Consider the following 21112-nt stretch of genomic DNA (forward strand, 5'->3'; position numbering starts at 1 on the left):
GGCGAATAATTAATGAGTTCGGATGGCGTCCCAAGAACATTGCTCCAATTCTTTCAGAAACGGTTTTGTGATTTCAACGCTTCCCGTCCGGACAAGCTGATAGAGTTTGAGATATGCCCCCAGCAAAATCGCCATCAGCACATCGGACGGCAGATTCCGGAGCACGCCTTCAGACTTGCCGCGCTGAAAAAAGACGTCAAGCATCTGTGTGATTTCATCAAGAAGCTTACGGCTCGTTTCATTCAGAAAGTAGGCGTCCTTATTCGTTTCAAGAAAAAACAATGCATACTCGCTTTCCTTTGTAAAATCAATCAGGCAATAAAAAAGGTGATGGAACCCTTCTCTTACAGATATTTTCGGAAAATCAGTTTTGACTTTTTTCATAAAACGCTGCGCACTTTCCTGATACAGCACATTAACAAGCGTTTCTTTACTGTCAAAGTAACGGTAAATTGTTCCGGTTCCGACATCCGCCTGAGCGGCAATCATCGGGATCGTCGTTGCGTCAAATCCTCTCTCTGTAAACAAAGTAAGCGACGCTTTCATAATGAGTTCAACTTTGTTTGAAGCTGTCATCTAATCCCCCTTTTAAATACGGAATGAATATTCATTCCGTTTGTTCAAAATTTTTAATGTACGGTCATCTGATCATTATTGTATAAGAAAAAAACTTTTTTTAATATAAAACATGTGTGAAATAGCCAAAAATAAGGAAATATGCCCAAATTATAAAAAAGAGCTGCCATGACTTAAGCAGCTCTTTTATTTCCCAAGAAATATTCTATTTAATGGCAGTAATAAAATGGAATGCATCTCTGCTGACAACTGAAATGTCTCTGAAATGCTGATCACGCAGCACCTGAATTACATCATTTTCGCTCATTCGTGAAGGCTTCAAAACCATATAAAAGGACCCGTCAATTTGAAGCACGCGGTACACTTCTTTACATGCTGTCCGGTAATCGCTGACCGTTTCAGCAGTATGTAACGAGAAGACTTTATGAAAGCTGCGGTCGTCGAACGGAATGCTTTCAGGCCGCCCATGCTGAATGTTTCCGAGTCCGGCCTTTATGGCCGAACGGTTTGCGCGCTGTGTTTTCCGTATTTTACGTTTTGATGTTTCTATGCTTTTAAGACTGCCCTTTTCAAGCTGTCCGATGATTTGTTTAAACATTGAGCCGTTTCCGGTTCCAATTTCCAGAATGCGGTCGTATTCCTGTATATCCATCATAATTTGCCGAATGACTGGTTGTGCCGGTTCTGATGTAGCAAAGTATTTCGCGCGCATTCGTTTTAATGCTGAAGATGTATGTTGCAACATTGTATAACACCCGCTTTTCTATTTCTGAGATTTATTATTCAGAAATAATATTACCTCCTATTAGTACGAGGTGCTGATTAGACGCACTTCTCTTCATAAATGTTTCGATTTCATTGAAATTTATATCAGTTTTCATAAAAAAAAGACGGAAAACGTAGGTTTTCCGCCTGCTCTAATACCAATAATACGGTGTTATATATCTTGTCTGCCGGGAAAGCGCCGCCATTCTCTGACGGCGATACGGGTTGCCGTAGCCGTGTTTAAATGAATGGGGCATTGACGCATACCCGTGTCCGATAGATGGAATTTTGTTCTGCCCGCTCTGCATGCTATCACCCGCTTACCGATTTATCTTTCTTTACCATGGTATGCAGGCCGTCTGCGCGGTGACAGCAAAATTCCAGCTAAACCTGGTCCTTCTCCATTGTGTAATGATTCAGCAGTTCAATTCTGAACATGATGATCTCCTCCTTCTTCCCCATTTTGGCTCTTTTTGTTCACTCAGTTCATATAAAAATGTTTCATCTGGCGTTCTTTCGCTTCATTGTAAAACTCTTCGACCTGCTGTTCTCGTTCATATTCTTCAGCACTTTTAAAACGCTTTGAAATGGTCAGTGTCAAAAAGAAGAGATTAATGGTCATTATCGCTCACCCCCTTTCAATATCCGCACAAGCGAAAATAACCCGCAGCCAACTTCATATGTGCTGCGGGCAGACAAAATCCGCAGACAAAAGAAGCCGGTGCTTCTTTCCCTGCGGGGAGCTGCGAATGTCCTAATACTCCGAAATTAACGTGCTTAACAGGCAGAGGTTAAGGAAGGACACGAACTCTTCCACAGGCTGAATCGATTCAATTTTCGGTTTGGCTTGCCGTTTAACGTTGTCATTTGACTCAACCTCCCTTTGCTTTTTTTCTTACTTTGTAAGTATATCCACCGTCTTCCAATTTGTAAACATTATTTTCAAGATTTGGACGGAAATTGTGCTGGAATTCCGCTTCAATTGTCCATGTTTTCCGGCATCTTTCTTACCTCAGGAAACTCTTTTCATCCCTTGTTTATTCTGTTCCTTTTTTGAATATGCAATAAAATAAATAAGGCCGACAAACACTGCGCCGCCGATCACATTCCCGATAAAAGCCGGAATGAGATTAAGAATCAGATCCCCCCATGAAAAAGAGCCTGCAAAAATCGCAGCCGGGATGATAAACATATTGGCGACAACGTGCTGAAAACCGATTGCGACAAACGCCATAATCGGAAACCATATACCCGCGATTTTACCGGCTCCGTCTTCTGCCCCGAAAGAAAGCCAGACGGCTAAACAGACAAGCCAGTTGCAGCCGATCGCCGACACAATGACTTTTCCAAACGGCATATCCAATTTGCCTTGTGCGACCGCAATCGTTTTTTCCAAATACGGCCCCGTTTCAGTTAATCCGACAACATGTCCGAAAAAGTAAGCGACAAACAGCGCGCCGACAAGATTCATTAACGTCACGATCATCCAATTTTTCACTAAAGAACCGGCGGATATTCTTCTGGAAAACAGCGCCATGGATACTGACATCATATTTCCCGTAATCAGCTCCGCGCCGGCAAGAACGACAAGCACCAGTCCGACGGGAAACACGGCCGCGCCGATTAAACTTGACAGGCTGCCCCATTCTTTCGGAAGATCTCCGATGACACGGATATCAAGCAAATAACCGAGTGCGATAAACGCTCCTCCTAAAAATCCTAATACGATCAGTGCTGAAAGCGGTGATTGCACCTTTTTTACCCCTGATTCGACCGCAAGCTCCGCTATTTCGTCCGGTTTACGAAAAGCCATCATTAAACCCCTCCATTATCAATTCATCCGGCAGTTTTCAAAAGGAACTTAATAAAAAAGGCAGCATTCAAACAGCCCGTCTGAAACGGGTTTGAATGCTGCCTAACTTGTATGCATACCCATACAACAATATCAAGCAGAATGAAAATGTTAGCTATAGAACATGTACAGCTCATGCACACATTCCATAAAAAATCGTCCTTAAGCCCCTGCTGGCAGTTCATATCATATCAAATGTGACAATTTCGTGTCAATTGAATTTTTTTCAGCTTTTGATTTCTTCACGGCGCTCTTCAATTGTTCGGTCAAATACAAATACAGACACCGCAATATTCTCTTCGATCTTGATGTCTGAAAACAGATGCACGAGTTTTGCCCCGATAAGCTCTTCCATTCCTTCAGGCGTTTGTTTGGAATACAGCTCCTGAATTAAGCTGGTCCGCGCCGCGTGAACCATTTCTCTTCCTTCAGGGGTGCGTGCGATAAACTGCTCACTTGCGCTTAAATTGCCGTAAAGCGTAGATACCGCCATGTTATCCACAAAAACGGTGTGAATTCGTTCCGGCCCTTTTCCAAATAATTCTTTGCGCAATTTCCGAATAATATCGTTAAATTCATGGATTTTTTTAGACATATTGTCCCCTCCGATTTCAGCCTATGAAAGACATTCCCGGTTCCCCTTTGCAGCATTTCACCTGGTTAAAGTTTTCCTTTCGTATTGTATTATAATAAATATCACCTTATAATAAAAGCAGTGAAGATGGATTCGTAATAGGAAACGTGTTATGAGTCTATCGTTTTATACAGATAGGATTGGTCTGTTAGTAAGACTTGCTAGTGAACTATTCCGCCATGCGTATTTATACCGATCTCTGCACAGGAGGCCGGTATCTATGTGCATGGCTTTTTTCGATTTTAAAAGATGGAGGGGAATTGGAAGTGACAGACGTTCAGTCTATCCGTGTCACAATCGACGGCACGGAGTATGAAGCACCAGAGGGGACTAAAATTTTAGATGTTTTAAATCAAAACGGAATTGAGATTCCGCAAATATGCCATGTACCGGAAGTGGATCCGATTCAAACATGCGACACCTGTATTGTTGAAGTAAACGGAAAATTGCAGCGCTCTTGTTCCACCGCAGCAGAAAACGGAATGTCAATCTCGCTTACGTCGGGAAGGGTAAAAGAGGCTCAGACAGAGGCCATGGACCGCCTGCTCGAGAATCATCTGCTTTACTGTACAGTATGCGATAACAACAACGGAAACTGCACGCTGCATAATACAGCGGAAATGATGGGAATTGAGCACCAGAAATATCCGTATACGCCGAAAGACGATTCAAAGTGCGCGGTGGATATGTCTCACCCATTTTACCGCTATGATCCGAATCAATGTATCGCCTGCGGCCAATGTGTGGAAGTGTGCCAAAACCTTCAGGTGAATGAGACCCTTTCCATTGATTGGGAGCGCGACCGCCCGCGGGTCATTTGGGACGAAGGCGTCGCCATTAATGAATCTTCCTGTGTCAGCTGCGGCCAGTGTGTCACTGTCTGCCCTTGTAACGCACTGATGGAAAAATCAATGCTCGGCCAGGCCGGATTTATGACCGGCATCAAAGAAGATGTCATGGAGCCGATGATTGATTTAGTCAAAAATGTGGAACCCGACTATACAAGCATCTTCGCTGTGTCAGAAGTGGAAGCGGCTATGCGCGATAAACGGACGAAAAAAACAAAAACAGTCTGCACGTTCTGCGGTGTCGGATGCTCTTTTGAAGTATGGACAAAAGGACGTGACATCCTGAAAATTCAGCCTGTTTCCGATGCTCCGGTTAATGCGATTTCCACTTGTGTCAAAGGGAAATTCGGCTGGGACTTCGTGAATTCGGAAGAACGGATTACAAAACCGCTCATCCGGAAAAACGGCGCATTTGTTGAATCGTCATGGGAAGAAGCCCTTGATCTTGTCGCTTCAAGACTCGGTTCGATCAAGGCCGAGCACGGCAGCGGTTCTGTCGGTTTTATTTCTTCTTCTAAAATTACGAATGAAGACAACTACGTCATCCAAAAATTAGCGCGCCAAGTATTTGAAACCAACAACGTGGATAACTGCTCACGCTACTGCCAGTCACCGGCAACGGACGGCTTATTCCGCACCGTCGGTATGGGCGGAGACGCCGGCACAATTAAAGATATTGCAAAAGCGGGCCTCGTGCTCATCGTCGGCGCCAATCCGGCGGAAGGACATCCCGTTCTGGCCACACGCGTGAAACGCGCGCATAAGCTGCACGGACAAAAATTAATTGTTGCCGATCTGCGCAGAAATGAAATGGCTGAACGGTCCGACCTCTTTATCAGCCCGAAACAAGGGACTGACCAAGTATGGCTCATGGCAGTGACGAAATATATGATTGACCAGGACTGGCACGATCAAGCGTTTATTGATGAGAATGTCAACTACTTTGAAGATTATAAAGAAACGCTGAAAAAGTATACATTAGACTATGCGGAGCGCATCACCGGACTATCTCAGGATACGATCATCCGCATTGCCGAAATGATTCGTGATGCAGACGGCACTTGTGTTCTTTGGGGCATGGGCGTTACTCAAAATACAGGCGGCTCTGATACATCAGCGGCGATTTCCAATCTGTTGCTAGCCACAGGGAACTACCGCCGCCCGGGTGCCGGAGCTTATCCGCTGCGGGGACATAATAACGTTCAAGGCGCTTGCGATATGGGAACTCTCCCGGGCTGGCTTCCGGGATATCAGCATATTACCGATGATGCGGCCCGTGCTAAATTCGAAAAAGCTTACGGTGTCGAGATTGACGGCAAGCCGGGTCTTGATAATATTGAAATGCTCCATGCGATTGAAGAAGGAAAGATGAAGGCGATGTATCTTGTCGGTGAAGACATGGCGCTCGTCGATTCAAACGCCAACCATGTTCATGACATTTTATCCAGCCTTGATTTCTTTGTTGTGCAGGATATTTTCCTTTCAAGAACGGCGCAATACGCGGATGTCATCCTGCCTGCGGTTCCTTCTCTTGAAAAAGACGGAACATTTACAAACACAGAGCGGCGTGTGCAAAGATTGTATCAGGCGCTTCCGACGCTTGGTGATGCAAAACCGGACTGGTGGATTATTCAGGAAGTCGCCAATCGTTTAGGCGCTGATTGGAATTACACGCATCCAAGCGATATTTTCTCAGAAATGGCGAGCCTTTCTCCGCTGTTCGGAAAAGCCAGCTATGACGTACTTACCGGCTGGAACAGCTTCCTGTGGGGAAGCTTTACGGGAGAAAGCACTCCGCTTCTTTATGAAGACGGCTTTAACTTCCCTGACAAAAAAGCCCGTTTTGCCCTTAGCGATTGGGTGGAGCCTGCCGTATTCCCTGAAGAATATGACTTGCACATTAATAACGGGCGGATGCTTGAACATTTCCACGAAGGAAATATGACAAACAAATCGAAAGGCATTCAGTCTAAAGTGCCGGGCGTATTTGTTGAAGTATCGCCGGAGCTCGCGGCTGAACGCGGAATTTGCGACGGAACAATGATCCGCCTCGTCTCTCCTTTTGGAGCGGTTAAATTGAACGCGCTTGTAACAGACCGCGTCCGCGCAAATGAGCTTTATCTGCCGATGAACTCTACAGATAAAGATTCGGCGATTAATTTCCTGACCGGGCCAGCGTATGATTCACGGACACATACGCCTGCCTATAAGCAGACAAAAGTCCGCATGGAAGTGCTCGGTTCCTGTGATACTCCGCCGCTTCCGAAAACGAATCCGCGGAACAAAAAACGTCATCCGCAAAATGGTGTGGAAGCTCAGCGAAAATGGAACCGTCCGGGTTATGTGCACTTAACGGATTAAGGAAAGGAGGAAGCATTATGGCAAGCCCAATTACTGAAATTCAAAAAGAAACGAAAACGGAGGAACAGCTGAAAGCAGAAAAGCTGGAAGAACTGAAAACGCTTCTCGCAGAAAATGAAGAAGCCGTCGCGAAAACGATGTCTATTATGACGGAGCTGAATGGCTTGGGCATTTTTGATGCCGCCGGCTATATGCTCCAGGCGAAAGAGGAAATTGCGAAAATCGCGCTCGGACAGATTTCCCGGGAACCTGTCACAAATCTCCTGAATACGATGATGGCAGCGGGAGGCGCGCTGTCAAAAGCTGATCCTGAATTTATGGGCAAACTTTTAGAAAGCGTCATGGCCGGAACGGATCAGGCGCAAAGCTTTTTAAAAGAAGACCGGAAAGTCAGTATGTTTGAACTGATGAAAGCCGCCGGTGATCCCGATATTAACCGCGCGCTCGGCTTCGGTCTGCAGTTTTTAAAAGGAATGGGAAAAGAATTACGAGAAACGCCGTCTGAGTAAGCAACGAAAAAGCCATTGTCTTTTGACAATGGCTTTTTTTTATTCCTCGGCTTCTTCCAGCCTCTTTTTATAAATAAGTGAACGGTCCACGCAGAAATAAGCGCCCGCTAAAAATACACAATCCGTTACAAACATCAGCATTTTCTGGCCCGCCGTCAGCCCTTGTCCGGGAAGAACCGCGCCGATATAAATGAAGGTGCTGACTGCAAGCAGAATAAATGCGTAATGCTTAAAATCTTCTATTAATGATTTCAGTCTTTTCTTCTCCATATAAGGTCACCTGCCAGTTTTATAGTCTAACAACATTATAATATAAGCTGGCAGCCGACAGAGAATGTAAATCTATCCAATCTTTATAAAAGTGAATCAAGCGCCTGTTTCACATCCGCCGTTAAATCCTCAGTATCCTCAATACCGACTGAGATCCGGACGAGCCCGTCTGTTATGCCAAGTGCAAGCCGGCGGTCGCGCGGGATTGAAGCATGCGTCATTCTGGACGGCACGGAGATTAAGCTTTCAACCGCTCCTAAGCTTTCCGCGATCGTAAACAGGTTCAATTTTTCTAAAAATGCGTCGACGCGTTCGCTGCTGCCGATATCAAAGGAAATCATTCCGCCGAAACCGGAGCTTTGCGCTTTTGTCAGCTCATGGCCCGGATGCTTCGCTGATCCCGGATAGTAGAGCGTCTGAACGGCATCATGCGCTTCAAGCAGCTCGGCGATTTTTCCGGCGCTGTGATTGATGGCATCCATTCTGAGTCCCAGTGTTTTAATGCCTCTCATTAAAAGCCATGAATCCTGCGGTCCTAAAACGCCGCCTGTTGAGTTTTGCACGTAATGAAGCTTTTCACCGAGCTCTTTATCAGCCGTCACGACTAAGCCGCCGACGACATCGCTGTGGCCGCCGAGATATTTTGTCGCGCTGTGCAGCACGATGTCAGCGCCGAAGCTGAGCGGCTGCTGGAAATACGGCGTGTAAAACGTATTATCGACGATAAGAAATACGCCCGCTTCTTTTGCGATGTCAGACATCAGTTTGAGGTCAGTCACTTTCAAAAGCGGGTTTGTCGGCGTTTCGATATAAATCGCTTTCGTATTCGGACGGATGGCTTTTTGGACTTTTTCTTTGCTGCTCGTATCGTAGAAGGGGGGGGGGGGGGGGGGGGGGGGGGGGGGGTGGAAAAAAAAAAAAAAAAAAAAATTTGGGGGGGGGGGGGGGGGGGGGGGGGGGTTGGGGGGTTTTTTTGTTTGTTTTTATTTGTAAGAGGATTGGAAGTAGGGGATGATAAAGTGATGATAAAGTTTGGGAAGAAGGTTTATGATGAATATTTTGTTATTGGAGAGAAGGAGGGATTTATGATTATGTTAGGATGCTTGGAGGGATGGAATGAAGGTAAGGTTTGATGTGAAAAAGAGAAGAGGATTGAGAAGGTTGTTTTATTGATTGGGGTGAAGGAGAGGAGGTGGGGGAAGGAGGGGTTGTATGTGAAAGGGGAGAGGAAAGAGGAGAGGAGGTAGGAGGTAGGTGTTGAGGGGTTAGTTTAAGAGAGGGAGGTGATGAATGAAAGTTGGAAAGAATGATAATGATGAGGGGGGGGAGGATGAGGTAGGTAAGAATGGGGTTTTTGGGGGGGAGGTGTGTTAGTGAGGAGGAAATGAGGGTTTTGGGGTAGTGTGGGTGAAGGTGAGGGAGAGGGGGAGAGGTAGGAATGAGAGATTTGTGTGAAAGGTATGAGGAAGTGGTTTTGGAAGGATGAGAGAAGAGGAGAGGTATTGGTTTTAGAAAAGGTAGGAGGAAATAAGGGGTTTGGGAGGTGAATTTTTGGGAGAGAGGAATTTGTTGAAGGGTGTTTAAATGTAAGGGAATGAGTGTGTGTTGGGATGAGGGGGAGAAGAAGGGATTGGTGGTGGAAAGGGAAGGGGATTAGTTATAAGGGGGGACGGCAGGATTTTTTTCTTTTAAATAAGCTGCCATGCCGGCAAAGGTCCCGCCGGAACCCGCTCCGGCGACAAAGGTGTGGATATTGCCGCCGAGCGCGTTCCAAATTTCGGGACCGAGTGTTTTATAGTAAGTCAATGGATTTACTCGGTTTTTAAATTGCAGAACGGCATAAGAATTATTAATCTCTCTCTCCAGCTCAAGCGCTTTTCGGATGGCTCCCTGCATGCCTTCTTCTCTCGGCGTATGCACAATCTCCGCTCCGAGCGCTTTCATAATCTGCTGCTTTTCTCTGCTGAAATGCTCCGGGACGCAAAAAACGGCGCGAAGCCGGTGCTTTCTGGCGCACAGAGCGAGTCCGATTCCGGTGTTCCCGGCTGTCGCTTCAATGATAACGCCGCCCGGTTTCACCTTGCCCGTGTGAAGCGCATCTTCAATGAGCATCTCGCCCAGCCTGTCTTTAATGCTGCCGCCCGGATTCATCATCTCAAGCTTAGCATAAACCGCTGTTCCCTCCGGTATATCAAAATGCTTGAGACGGAGCAGCGGTGTATGTCCGATCAGTTCTGTAATATCTGTTATCACGTTCAATATTGTGTCCTCCCCCTGAAAGCGGGGGAGAACGAGAATCCCCCGCTTAGTGAATTCGTTTGATGACATTCAGGACAAGCTCAGTTGAATGAACGGCTGCCTGTTCTAAAAATTTATCAAATGAAACGTCAGATTCTTTTCCGGCAATATCAGATAGAGCTCTGATGACAACAAAAGGCGTTTTGAACTGGTGGCACACCTGTGCGACAGCTGCAGCTTCCATCTCAACCGCGTACAAATCCGCAAACTTGGCGCGTACGTCTTCAACCCGCTTCGGATCATTCATAAAAGAATCTCCAGTAGCGATTGTGCCTTTTGCGACTTGAATGCCGTTCAGTTCAGAAACCGCTTCCTCGGTAATGCTGATCAGCTTTTCATCAGCCTTGTATGCTGCCGGAAGACCCGGCACCTGTCCGTATTCATAGTCAAACGCCGTCACGTCCACGTCATGATGGCGGACATCTGTTGAGATGACGACGTCGCCTACATTCAATGTATGATGAAATCCGCCCGCTGAGCCTGTGTTAATCACATAATCAGGTTTGAAACGGTCAAGCAGAAGCGTCGTGCTGATCGCCGCGTTGACTTTTCCGATGCCTGATTTCAGCAAGATAACTTCGACGCCTTCATAGCTTCCCGTCGTAAACTCACAGTGAGCGATCATTTCTTGTTTTGCGTCTTTCAGTTTGCTTCTTAAAATCGTAACTTCTTCTTCCATTGCTCCGATGACTGCCAGTTTCATTTATACACAATCCCTTCGATTTACCGTTTAATCGCCTCCATTATCCAGACAAAGTCGTTTTGCTGCGTAAATCTTGCGGCAAATCCCTCAGCTGAAAAGATGTTTTTCATTGTCCCGAGTGTCGGATAATGTTCCGTCTTTAAATCGTCCGCTAATTGGTGATAGCCGTTTCGGTTTGCTTTTCTGACGGCTTCCCCGTATGCTTCATGATCTTTAAAGACGGTATCGGCAAACACTATTTTATCATGCTTCTGAAGGATTGTGCCATATTGCTTTACAGCCGCTTGCTTTTCTTCATCGGTTAAATGATGAAATGCGTACGAGCTGACGATGGTATCTATTTGGAAAGGCGGAGCGGGAAACTCCAGAAAATCCCCGTCACTGAACACAGCTCTGTCAGAAAGCTTGTCAGCTGCCAGTTTTCTCATTGACGGAGACGGTTCTACACCAAACACTTTTTTGTTCGCGGCGGCTAATTTCGCCGTTAAATTCCCTGTGCCCGGTCCGAACTCTAAAACGTTAGAACCCGAAAGTGCGACAATGCTGTCAAGAATATTGTCATACCCTTTAAAAACATCAGCATATTGTTCGTCAGCTCCGTGCACCGTGGCGTCATAAGTCGCTGCCCAATCTTCAAATAAAGGAATAAATTCACGGCCCATATTTTTCACTCTCCATAATTTATAATTCCTATGAGTATAGTATGGATTAATCATGGAACAGTTCCTATCCTATCACAAAAAAGAGCGAAAGGGTACTAAAATACTTTGGGATTATTGCGCAATTACAGCAGAAAGGCTTATACTTTCATTGACTCAGAAGAAAAATCAGGAGGATCTATACTGATGAATTTTCAATTGGATTTAATAAAAGATAAAGTAGAATTTTTTGAAGCGGCATCTTTGCAGGAGCTGGAAAAGAAAATAAACGTACAGATTGAAAACAACCAGGCGATTATGCTTCGCGTCCGTTCTGTATCCCATCAGGTGACGGCCGTTGACGGCAGAATCCTTTACAGCGCGTCGGTGCATTTTTCAGCTGACGTATGACAGAAAAAAGCAGCTGAAGAATCAGCTGCTTTTTTGCGGTTATTTTAAGGTTTCTACTTTTGTCGGCTTCCAGCCTTTTTTGTCTTCCCAAGTGATGGTGACCTGATACTTTTTGCCGTTCGTTTTGTCTAAAACTTTACCCTTCGCATCTTGCGGGCTTCCATTGTTTCCGAGCCACAGCACTGTCATGTGATCTTTTGACACGCCGGTTGCGTAAGAGATGGCGTCAAGCATTTCGGACCAGTCTTCGGAGCTTGAGTCATACGTCGCCGCATGTTCTCCCGTCTGCTTTGTGCCGACTGGTTTCCATTTTGAGTTAACAATTGTTTTATCGACATCGCTGGATGAGCCGCCCTCTGTTATTTTTGCTCCTTTAAAAGGGTCGCTTGAATCAGAGGCTTTTTTGCTGTCATCACTTTTTGATGAATCATCGTCTTTTTTGCTGTCAGAGTCTGAAGATGAATCGGATTTGTCCTTATCCTGTTTATCTTTTTTGTCATCGTCTGAGGCCGTATCTTTTTTGCTGTCTTTTATGTCTTCATCTGAGGTCTGCTTCGTCTTGCCTGATGCAGGGGTTTCCTGCTTCTGGCTCACGTCGCTGGACGGACTGTTGATGAAGAGGCTGACTGCAACGACGACAATAAGAATAGATACGATAGCAATTAAAATGTTAAGCACTAAATTTGCTTTTCTGCGCTTATCACGGTTTTCAAAACGAGATTGTTTATTGCTCAATCATTCTGCACTCCTTTATCCCTCTTGCTCAGCATATATTTTAACATGGGCTGAGCGGTTGTTCTATGTCTGATTTGTTTCATTTTCATGTACCTTTTTAACAATATCATAAAACACTGTATTTGTCAGAGCCTTATCTCCCGGCGTGTCCATGTGCAGCACAACGAGAGCATATTTCGGCTTGTCCGCGGGAAAGTATCCCGCAAACCATTTGTTGTAAAGCGTCTGTTTATCTTTTGTAAACATTCCCGTCTGGGCCGTTCCGGATTTTCCCGCCACCGCATACGGCAGATCCTGAAATCTCCTGCCGGTTCCTTTCGGTGAAGTGACGACTTCTCTGAGAATTTTTTGAAGCTGCTGGGCCGTATATTTATCGATCGTTTTCCCCTTTAACGGCTGATCTTTGAATGACGCCATCGTCGTTCCGTTTTTGTATTCAATTTTGTCCGCGATTTTGACTTGTTTTTTTTCGCCGCCGCGCGCGATCGTCGCCATCATATTGGCGACTTCAAGCGGGGTGACTTTCACGTTTTTCTGTCCGATCGCCGTCTGGGCTACTGCTCTTTTGACGGTTTTGTCTTTGGCATCTCCCCAAATGACACCGCTTTTTTCATTATACAGCTGCCTGAATCCGTCTTCCCGGTACAGCTTGCCTTCCCAGCCCGCCCGCTGTGTGAGACCGAGTTTTTCCGCCATGTTTTCAATAGCGGAGTCATCTTTTTTGACCAATTTTTCCGCAAGGCTTGTAAACGTATAATTGCAGCTTTGGGCAAAGCTTTCTCCAAAATTGAGCGTGCCTTTGTCGTCACCCGGCTCTCCGTACAGGTTGAGACTGCAGTTAAAGGATGTGCCCGGCTTCACTTCATTTTGTTCAATTGCGGCTGCGGCGACCACCGTTTTAAACACAGATCCCGGATAAATCGGCGTCAGCATGTAATTTTGCAGTGTCTGCTGCTTTGACATGTCGGCGTCAGGCTTTGAAACCATTCCGAGCACACTGCTTTTTTCAATGTCTAAAAGGACGGCTCCCCCCTTTTTTAACCCGCGGTCTTTCAATACATCTTCCATTGCATTTTGAATATTGCGGTCGATGGAGGTTTTGACTTGCAGCGGATAAAACGCGTTTGCTTCTGCCGTATATTTGACGTCCATTCCGAATAAAGGGTTTCCCCTTCCGTCGACATGATACAAAAGTTTTGTGTCCTGATCCGCGAGCAAAAACTCATCAAACGTCCGTTCCATCCCGCTTGTCCCGATTTTTGCCGTGATCGGCAGTTCCTTACGGCCGGGATATTTCTTTTTCAAAAGCTCCGGGTCCTGATTTGTCGCGCCCAACAGATGAGCGGCTATGTTTGTTTCTTTGCTGTCTTTCATATATACGCCGTAAATGCCGGGATATTTCAAAGAATTGATATTTGACACGGATTGTTTCGTCAGATGTTTTATTTTTCTGCTGTTTAGGACCACCGGTTTTTTCGCTTCCGTGAGAAGCTGCCTGAGCTCATCCTGTTTCATCCCGAGAATGGCGGATACCCGGTCAATCGGCCAATCCTGCGTCACGAGAAAGGGAAACAGAACGACGGCAGGCTGCTTTTTTCCGGTCAGCTCTTTGCCGTTCCGATCAAGAAAAGAGCCGCGTCCGTCTGAAATAAGGACTTCTTCAGTCCGCTGCTTGACGCTTTCCTGAATCAGATTAATATTAGATTTTGAAAAAGATTCTGTAAAAAACAGCTGAATTTCTGCCAGCCTGGCAAGCAAAAAGAAAAACACAAGCAGAAAACAAATTACGGCCGTTTTCAGCCTTTTTGATACGATCATAAAAAACACCTCATCCATATTTTGGACGAGGTGTTTCATTGTTAAACGGATCTTATGAAATTTTCACAATTTTCACGAGCATTTCTCCGCCCGGCGTCTGAACAGTAACTTCTTCGTCCACTTTTCTGCCGAGCAGGCTTTTGGCAATCGGCGAGTCGTTTGAGATTTTCCCTTCAAACGGATCAGCTTCAGCGCTTCCGACGATCGTGTAAGATTCTTCTTCACCGTCAGGCAATTCGATGAATGATACGGTTTTTCCCAAACCGACAACATTTGAACCGCCGTCGTCCTCGATGATTTTCGCATTGCGGATCATATTTTCAAGCGTCGTGATGCGCCCTTCCACAAATGCCTGTTCTTCTTTTGCAGAATCATACTCAGAGTTCTCTGACAGATCTCCGAAGCTTCTTGCGATTTTGATGCGTTCTACTACTTCTTTACGTTTAACCGTTTTCAATTGCTCTAATTCTTGTTCAAGTTTTTGTTTTCCTTCTTGAGTCATCGGAAAAACTTTTTCTTGTGCCATGTTCCTTCACTCCTTGGTGGTTGTCCCTCAACAATAACGTGTGATTATGTATGAGAGCATAAACGAAAAAATCAAGAATGAGAACACAGGGCAGTCCTCGTTCTTCTCTCCCATATAGGTACTGTTTATCTTAAACTGAATGTGTGTTTTCTGCAAATGTTTCGGTTTATAAACAGGGAAAGAAGGGAACTGTCTCATTCCCTTCCAGCCTATACATAATATGGTCTGAGTTATTTATGTCTATGCTATGGTATTACAAAATTGCATTTTGTTCAAGGATCGTTTGAATCTTCGTGACCATCAGATCAATCGCGACGTGGTTTTGGCCGCCTTCCGGAATAATGATGTCCGCGTAGCGTTTCGTCGGTTCAACAAACTGATTGTGCATCGGTCTGACGACGGATACATACTGCTCGATGACAGAATCAATAGAACGGCCTCTTTCGTTAATATCTCTCATAATCCGTCTGATGATACGGAGATCCGCGTCCGTGTCGACATAAAGTTTTATGTCCATGAGGTCGCGAAGCCTTTTATCTTCAAGAACGAGAATGCCTTCCAAAATAATGACATCCTTCGGCTCAACCGGAATGGTTTCCTCAGAACGCGTATGGAGTTTATAATCATAAATCGGCTTTTCTATCGGCCGGTAATTCAAAAGCTCTTGAATATGCTCGATTAAATAGTCATTATCAAATGCGAGCGGATGATCATAGTTTGTGTTGAGCCTTTCTTCAAACGGAAGATGGCTTTGGTCTTTATAATAAAGGTCTTGCTGGATCATTAAAATCGAGTGTCCTTTAAACTGTTCGTAAATGGAACGGGTGACGCTTGTTTTTCCTGATCCGGAACCTCCGGCGATGCCTATAACTACAGGACTCTTACCCATTGGGATTACTTCCCCTTTCTCATCATGTTGCTCGGATAAATCTTTTTGTCTACTTTAAATGTAACGATTTGCAGGGGATGGCGGGCAGCATCAAGCTCGTTTCCGTCTTCGTCCCAAATAGTGCCGATGGTGAATGTGAAATTGTCAATTTCAGGACCGAAAAATTCAACTTCGTCACCTTGTTTAAAGAAATTGCGCTGCTGGAGCGTCACCATTTGAGTTTCCTCGTTATATGCGAGCACGAGACCGGCAAAATCAAATGTTGTTTTCTTTCCGTGTTCGCCGAACATCTGCTCCTCAAAACCGGGCGTGCCTTCAAAGAAAGCAGGCGCAGTATCCCGGTTTGCACATTTGTCCAGCTCATCAAGCCATTCTTTTTGAATGACGAAGTTTTCAGGATCAGCGCAGTATGCGTCGATGACTTTGCGATACACGCTGACAACCGTCGCAACGTAATGAATCGATTTCATCCGGCCTTCAATTTTCAGACTGTCGATGCCCATCTCGATCATTTGCGGTATGGATTCAATCAATTTTAAATCTTTCGGGCTCATCGCAAACGGAGCGTCTTCTTCGTCATAGAGCGCGACCGCGTTTGCACCGTCTGTCTGATACAGGTCATAATCCCAGCGGCACGACTGACAGCAGCCGCCGCGGTTGGAATCACGGGCCGTCATGTGATTGCTCAGCACGCAGCGGCCTGAATAAGCGATACACATGGCGCCATGGATAAAGGTTTCGATTTCAATATCCACCTTTTCCTTCATTTCTTTAATTTCCAGTCCGCTCGTTTCACGGGCAAGCACCACGCGGTCAAGACCTTCTTCTTTCCAGAACTGCACCGCTTTCCAGTTGGAAAGGGACTGCTGTGTGCTGAGATGAATCTCTACGTCCGGGGCGACTCTCCGGCATGTTTCAATAATCAGCGGATCAGCGACGATAATTCCGGCAACTTTTGCGTCTCCTAACGCTTTTAAGTATTCTTCCAGACCGTCCATATTTTCATTATGAGCGAAAATGTTTGTTGTCACATATATTTTCGCCCCGTATTTTTTGGCAAATTCTACGCCCTCTGCGATTTCTTCTATAGAAAAGTTATCCGCATTAGAGCGGAGCCCGTATTCCTGCCCTCCGATAAAAACCGCGTCCGCTCCGTAATGAACGGCAATTTTTAATTTTTCAAGGTTTCCTGCCGGAGCAAGAAGTTCAGGTTTTTTCGTAATGACGCGTTTTCCGTTTACGACTTTGGAAATGGTTTGATTTACGGCTGTCATCCGTTGCACCCTCCTTTTTAATAGACCGTTTCTTTAAAGAAGAATCCTGTGTCGATGCTTCTGTTCACAGGCTGAATGCTTTCAATCCGCTCTATCCAGCTCTCTTTTTTCTCTTCGTATGTCTCGCGGCTTTCGATGCACAAATCGATTGCCTCTCTGTACATGCGTGTCACTTCGGTTAAGTATTCAGGAGACTTCAACACTCCGTCGATTTTGAAAGAATCAATGCCGGCGTCTATCAGATCCTCTAATTCATCAATCATGCACACATCGTTCGGACTCATGATGTGCGTGCCGTTTTCGTCTTCAAAAATCGGGTATTTATTGCCCCGTTCTTTGTCATGCAGAAACATGCCCGCTTCTTTTTTCTTCTGTTCGATGTCCATGACTTTTCCTTGGTATTCGAAGTAATGGCCCACTAATGAACGCTTAGATTGGAACATGCATGTCATACCGTGGATTTGAATTTCAATTTCCACTTCGGCGTTTTCTTTTATGTCAATGACGCTGTCCATATTTAATTCTTTAGCCAGCACTGCGCGCCGTGCGCCTTTGCGTCCCCAGTAATTGCAGGAATAGTAGTTGGTTCCCGTTGTTTCCGTGCTCCAGTGCAGTTTGAGCCCGGGAGCCGCTTCACGCGCCGCCATTAAAACGGCCGGATCACCGAAAACAGCCGCATCCACGCCGGCTTCCTGCAAAAAAGCAAGATAGCCGTTCAGCTCGTCCACTTTTTCATTGTGAAAAATAGCATTGACGGCAGCGTACACTTTCGCGCCTTCCTGATGAGCTGTTTTTACGGCTTCTTTAATATCTTCTCTTGAAAATTCCCCGGCCAGTCTCAGGCCGTATCTTTGTTCTCCGACTAACAGTGCCGTTGCCCCCGCTTGAATGAGCGGAAGAATATCCTGTACGGAAGTCGGAGTCACCAAAAGTTCAGGTTTTTTCATGATCATTCACCTCTTCTTTTTACTGATGGCGATGCCGTCTCCGACCGGCAGTATGACCGTTTGATAGTCAGGCCGGTTCATCAGCCATTGGTTATATTGATCAATTTTTTCAACAAGCTTCCGTCTTCTTTTCGGCTCAATTTCCGAGTGATCTTGCGCCACCAGCCCTTTAAACAGAACATTGTCTGTGAAAATGACCCCATCCGGCGCAAGCATCGGTTCATAGAGCTCAAAAAAGTTCGTGTACTGGCCTTTTGCCGCGTCGATAAAAATGGCATCATAAGGAGCCGTGACACGGACAGACTCAGAAAGTTCAAGCGCATCCCCGTACAGTACGTGAATCCGATTTTCCATTTCAAAGTCTTTTATATTGTTCACAGCTTCTTCATAGCGTTTGTCGTCCCGTTCAATCGTGTAAATATTCGCATCCGGAAGTTCAAGCGCCATCCGTATAGCCGAATATCCGATTGCCGTGCCGATTTCCAAGATGTTTTTCGCCTGTTGAATCGACAGCATTTGAAGCAGCACTTCAATGCCCGCTTCTTCCATAATCGGAACATGGTGCTCTTTTGCATAGGCTTCAAGATTTTTCACTTTATCAGGCCGAGGCTTCAGCATCGCGTTTATATACTCGTTTATTTGTTCATACCGATCATTCACGGCAAACAGCCTCCGTTCTAAAAAGGAGTGCCCCTGACGAATCCGCGGGGACACTCTCTTAAGACACTTCTTTATCCATAAGTAAACAACCCGATATATTTTATCATAAAACCTTTCAGAATGGAATAAAAGGAGAGCTTTTGCCCTCCTTTATTCACTGTCTTTTTTGGAAATATACTTTTCCTTCGCTTTATTATGATCTTTTAATGTTTTCGTGAATACGACCTCACCATTAGATTTTGCCAGGAAATAGAGATAATCCGTTTTGTCAGGGTTAAGAGCCGCTTCCCACGATGAATCCCCGGCGTTTGCAATCGGTCCCGGCGGCAGCCCCTTATGTTTATACGTGTTAAACGGAGAATCAATTTTCAGGTCTTTGTAGAAGACCCGGCTCTTATGCCTGCCGGCTGCATATAATACCGTCGGGTCAGTCTGCAGCGGCATTTTTTCTGCAAGTCTGTTGTAAAAGACGCTTGCGATTTTGTGACGGTCGGCTTTGGCGGTGGCTTCCTCTTCGATAAGCGATGCCATCGTCAGCGCGTTATGGACAGAAAGTTTCTTTTTTTCCAGTTCAGATTTATATGTTTCGATACGGGTGTTTGTTTCCTGAATCATTGCCGTCAAAATCTTATCAAGCGATGCATCCGGATCATTAAACGGATATGTGGCCGGGTATAAATAGCCTTCGAGCGGATGCTTAAGCTTCTTGTTTGAAAGAGCGTCTGTTATTGTATCAGGAAACTGTTTTTTCAGTTTGTCGATAAATGTTTTGTCGTCCAGTTTTGCCATGATCTCTTCTTTAGAATATGATGTTTCTTTTGCGATCGCGTCGGCAATCTGTGTCAGCTGTTTTCCTTCGGGAACGGTGATCTGAAAGGCATACCCCGTAGATCCCGCGGTCAGTTTTTTGATAATCGCATCCGCGTCCATTCCTTTATTCAGATGGTAAAATCCCGCCTGAAATCCGGAAGCGCCTTTATACTTCACATACAGCTGGAATGCTTTTTTGCTTTTGATGACATGCTGATCCTCAAGAATTCCGGCGATTGCCGAAACCGAAGAACCGCTCGGAATATTAATATTGACTGTCGTTTTGCTGCCTTTGTCAACCGGGGACAGCAGAGATTTTCCATAGAAAAAAGCACCGCAAATGATGATGATCAGAGCGATCACGGAGGACAGTATTATCGTCGTTTTTTTGTTTTTGCGCAGAAATGAATTTTTAGTCTGATTGATGTTCATACAAGTATTTTCCTCCCAACAGCTCTTATACTACATGATTCGCGGGCATTCGGCAATTTATTACAGAAAAAGCCGAAGCGGCATATGCGCTCCGGCTTTTTCTGTTCATTTTATTCTTCGTCTTCTTCCGCTAAAAACGTATTCAGCGTTTCTTCGATCATTTCCCACTCTTCATCCGTTTCAATCGGCATCAGTTCGCCGTCTTCGCCGTTTTCGTTCGGCTCGAAGCTTGAAGCGTGAATTTCGATTTCATCATCGTCTTGAGCATCAATCGGATAATAAAGAACGTAAGATTTGTTGAATGTGTCGTTTTCAAATGTAAACAGCACTTCGCAAAGCTGTTCGTTACCTTGATCATCGACAATTGTAATGTGTTTTTCGCCGTGTTCCATTTCTTTCACCTCTTAGTTTAAACTGTCCAGATATCCTTGAAGGATCATGACAGCCGCCATTTTATCAATGACTTTTTTTCGTTTTTGCCTGCTGACGTCAGCCGCGATCAGCATTTTTTCAGCCGCCATCGTCGTCAGACGCTCGTCCCACAGCACAACAGGGACATTGTACGCTGTTTCAAGCAGTTTCGCAAATGTTTGGCTGGCTTCGCCTCTCGGACCGATCGTCCCGTTCATGTTTTTCGGAAAACCGAGTACGACCTTCTCTACATTATAGTCTTTCATCAGCTCGGATAAACGGTCCAGACCGTAATCTCCTTCAGCTTCGTTTATTTTTATCGTCTCAATGCCCTGAGCGGTCCAGCCCATCTCATCGCTTAAAGCGACGCCGAGTGTTTTCGTTCCCAGATCAAGTCCCAATATTCTCATGAGTGTATTTACGCCTCTTTATGCTGTTCTAGATAGGATTTTACCAATTCCTCAATTAATTCGTCACGTTCCAGTTTGCGAATTAAGTTCCGGGCGTCGCGATGCCTAGGAATGTATGCAGGGTCTCCAGACAGCAAGTATCCGACAATCTGGTTGATAGGATTGTACCCCTTTTCCTGAAGCGCATCATATACTGTAATCAGCACTTCTTCGACGTTTGTTTCAGCAGAATCATCGGAGAAATTAAATTTCATCGTTTTATCAAACGAGCTCACCGTTTTGCACCTCTTTCCCAAATTCGCAGGCAAAGTTCAGCCTGAGGTCCTCATCTTATC

General features: G+C 45.4%; 24 protein-coding genes and 2 pseudogenes. 4 read left to right on the forward strand and 22 right to left on the reverse strand.

What is annotated here, in order from left to right:
* Positions 1-9 precede the first annotated feature (9 nt).
* The 6 genes from AADZ70_RS08190 to AADZ70_RS08215 form a co-directional block, all read right to left on the reverse strand.
* Positions 10-576: a TetR/AcrR family transcriptional regulator gene (locus AADZ70_RS08190; protein WP_342007973.1), complete on the reverse strand. Its 567-nt coding sequence runs from the start codon at positions 574-576 to the stop codon at positions 10-12.
* A gap of 205 nt (positions 577-781) precedes the next feature.
* Positions 782-1321 carry a methyltransferase domain-containing protein gene (locus AADZ70_RS08195; RefSeq protein ID WP_016938850.1) on the reverse strand — a complete coding sequence of 180 codons (540 nt, stop codon included), beginning with the start codon at positions 1319-1321 and terminating at the stop codon, positions 782-784.
* Positions 1322-1493: 172 nt separating this feature from the next.
* Positions 1494-1649 (reverse strand): hypothetical protein, encoded by a 156-nt coding sequence (locus AADZ70_RS08200; RefSeq protein WP_162829238.1) that lies wholly within the window; start codon positions 1647-1649, stop codon positions 1494-1496.
* A gap of 173 nt (positions 1650-1822) precedes the next feature.
* Positions 1823-1963, reverse strand: a complete 141-nt coding sequence (locus AADZ70_RS08205) for a YrzI family small protein (RefSeq protein ID WP_016938849.1) — start codon at positions 1961-1963, stop codon at positions 1823-1825.
* 390 nt (positions 1964-2353) lie between these two features.
* Positions 2354-3154, reverse strand: coding sequence for a formate/nitrite transporter family protein (locus tag AADZ70_RS08210; protein WP_029575364.1), 801 nt, complete (start codon positions 3152-3154; stop codon positions 2354-2356).
* 265 nt (positions 3155-3419) lie between these two features.
* Positions 3420-3788: a DUF2294 domain-containing protein gene (locus AADZ70_RS08215; RefSeq protein WP_016938847.1), complete on the reverse strand. Its 369-nt coding sequence runs from the start codon at positions 3786-3788 to the stop codon at positions 3420-3422.
* Positions 3789-4093: 305 nt separating this feature from the next.
* Here AADZ70_RS08215 and fdhF point away from each other — a divergent pair, with 305 nt between their 5' ends.
* The gene (gene fdhF / locus AADZ70_RS08220) at positions 4094-7036 is read left to right on the forward strand and encodes a formate dehydrogenase subunit alpha (RefSeq protein ID WP_342007974.1); all 2943 of its coding nucleotides are present in this window, start codon (positions 4094-4096) and stop codon (positions 7034-7036) included.
* 17 nt (positions 7037-7053) lie between these two features.
* Complete coding sequence (locus AADZ70_RS08225; protein WP_342007975.1) at positions 7054-7545, forward strand: DUF1641 domain-containing protein; 492 nt, start codon at positions 7054-7056, stop codon at positions 7543-7545.
* Positions 7546-7584: 39 nt separating this feature from the next.
* Here the strand turns inward: AADZ70_RS08225 and AADZ70_RS08230 are convergent, their stop codons facing one another.
* Both AADZ70_RS08230 and AADZ70_RS08235 read right to left on the reverse strand, forming a co-directional pair.
* A complete protein-coding gene (locus AADZ70_RS08230) occupies positions 7585-7815 on the reverse strand; it encodes a YrhC family protein (RefSeq protein WP_007408222.1) in 231 nt (76 codons plus the stop codon).
* An 83-nt stretch (positions 7816-7898) separates the two neighbouring features.
* A pseudogene (locus tag AADZ70_RS08235) lies at positions 7899-8684 on the reverse strand (PLP-dependent transferase); the annotation flags it as partial.
* Positions 8685-8720: 36 nt separating this feature from the next.
* Between AADZ70_RS08235 and AADZ70_RS08240 the strand changes: the two are divergent.
* On the forward strand, positions 8721-8948 hold the full coding sequence (locus tag AADZ70_RS08240; RefSeq protein ID WP_342007976.1) for a hypothetical protein: 228 nt from the start codon (positions 8721-8723) through the stop codon (positions 8946-8948).
* Between the two features lie 535 nt (positions 8949-9483).
* On the opposite strand, the pseudogene AADZ70_RS08245 reads toward AADZ70_RS08240, so the two are convergent.
* The 3 genes and pseudogenes from AADZ70_RS08245 to AADZ70_RS08255 all read right to left on the reverse strand — a co-directional run.
* A pseudogene (locus tag AADZ70_RS08245) lies at positions 9484-10074 on the reverse strand (cysteine synthase family protein); the annotation flags it as partial.
* 46 nt (positions 10075-10120) lie between these two features.
* A complete protein-coding gene (gene mtnN, locus AADZ70_RS08250) occupies positions 10121-10816 on the reverse strand; it encodes a 5'-methylthioadenosine/S-adenosylhomocysteine nucleosidase (protein WP_003152774.1) in 696 nt (231 codons plus the stop codon).
* Between the two features lie 20 nt (positions 10817-10836).
* Positions 10837-11478: a class I SAM-dependent methyltransferase gene (locus AADZ70_RS08255; RefSeq protein ID WP_016938841.1), complete on the reverse strand. Its 642-nt coding sequence runs from the start codon at positions 11476-11478 to the stop codon at positions 10837-10839.
* A gap of 183 nt (positions 11479-11661) precedes the next feature.
* On the opposite strand from AADZ70_RS08255, the gene AADZ70_RS08260 reads away from it, so the two are divergent.
* Positions 11662-11865, forward strand: a complete 204-nt coding sequence (locus AADZ70_RS08260; RefSeq protein ID WP_003152771.1) for a YrzA family protein — start codon at positions 11662-11664, stop codon at positions 11863-11865.
* A 39-nt stretch (positions 11866-11904) separates the two neighbouring features.
* Here the strand turns inward: AADZ70_RS08260 and AADZ70_RS08265 are convergent, their stop codons facing one another.
* From AADZ70_RS08265 to AADZ70_RS08315, 11 genes are all read right to left on the reverse strand, one after another.
* Complete coding sequence (locus AADZ70_RS08265; protein WP_016938840.1) at positions 11905-12600, reverse strand: YrrS family protein; 696 nt, start codon at positions 12598-12600, stop codon at positions 11905-11907.
* 63 nt (positions 12601-12663) lie between these two features.
* On the reverse strand, positions 12664-14418 hold the full coding sequence (locus tag AADZ70_RS08270; RefSeq protein ID WP_064777717.1) for a penicillin-binding protein 2: 1755 nt from the start codon (positions 14416-14418) through the stop codon (positions 12664-12666).
* Positions 14419-14470: 52 nt separating this feature from the next.
* Positions 14471-14944: a transcription elongation factor GreA gene (gene greA, locus AADZ70_RS08275; protein WP_014470754.1), complete on the reverse strand. Its 474-nt coding sequence runs from the start codon at positions 14942-14944 to the stop codon at positions 14471-14473.
* A 253-nt stretch (positions 14945-15197) separates the two neighbouring features.
* On the reverse strand, positions 15198-15833 hold the full coding sequence (gene udk, locus AADZ70_RS08280) for a uridine kinase (RefSeq protein ID WP_016938838.1): 636 nt from the start codon (positions 15831-15833) through the stop codon (positions 15198-15200).
* A 5-nt stretch (positions 15834-15838) separates the two neighbouring features.
* Positions 15839-17107 (reverse strand): U32 family peptidase, encoded by a 1269-nt coding sequence (locus AADZ70_RS08285; protein ID WP_016938837.1) that lies wholly within the window; start codon positions 17105-17107, stop codon positions 15839-15841.
* 17 nt (positions 17108-17124) lie between these two features.
* Positions 17125-18054 (reverse strand): peptidase U32 family protein, encoded by a 930-nt coding sequence (locus AADZ70_RS08290; RefSeq protein ID WP_060965131.1) that lies wholly within the window; start codon positions 18052-18054, stop codon positions 17125-17127.
* 6 nt (positions 18055-18060) lie between these two features.
* Positions 18061-18714 (reverse strand): O-methyltransferase, encoded by a 654-nt coding sequence (locus tag AADZ70_RS08295; protein ID WP_047475562.1) that lies wholly within the window; start codon positions 18712-18714, stop codon positions 18061-18063.
* Between the two features lie 150 nt (positions 18715-18864).
* Positions 18865-19956, reverse strand: coding sequence for an endolytic transglycosylase MltG (gene mltG, locus AADZ70_RS08300; RefSeq protein WP_045926788.1), 1092 nt, complete (start codon positions 19954-19956; stop codon positions 18865-18867).
* Positions 19957-20066: 110 nt separating this feature from the next.
* A complete protein-coding gene (locus tag AADZ70_RS08305; protein ID WP_003152751.1) occupies positions 20067-20348 on the reverse strand; it encodes a DUF1292 domain-containing protein in 282 nt (93 codons plus the stop codon).
* Positions 20349-20360: 12 nt separating this feature from the next.
* On the reverse strand, positions 20361-20777 hold the full coding sequence (ruvX, locus tag AADZ70_RS08310; RefSeq protein ID WP_016938833.1) for a Holliday junction resolvase RuvX: 417 nt from the start codon (positions 20775-20777) through the stop codon (positions 20361-20363).
* An 8-nt stretch (positions 20778-20785) separates the two neighbouring features.
* Entirely contained in the window at positions 20786-21052 is a 267-nt protein-coding gene (locus AADZ70_RS08315; protein WP_003152749.1) for an IreB family regulatory phosphoprotein, read from the reverse strand.
* Positions 21053-21112: the final 60 nt, after the last annotated feature.

The sequence above is a fragment of the Bacillus sp. YBsi01 genome, assembly GCF_038406745.1.
In the GTDB taxonomy this organism is placed as follows: Bacteria; Bacillota; Bacilli; order Bacillales; family Bacillaceae; genus Bacillus; species Bacillus siamensis.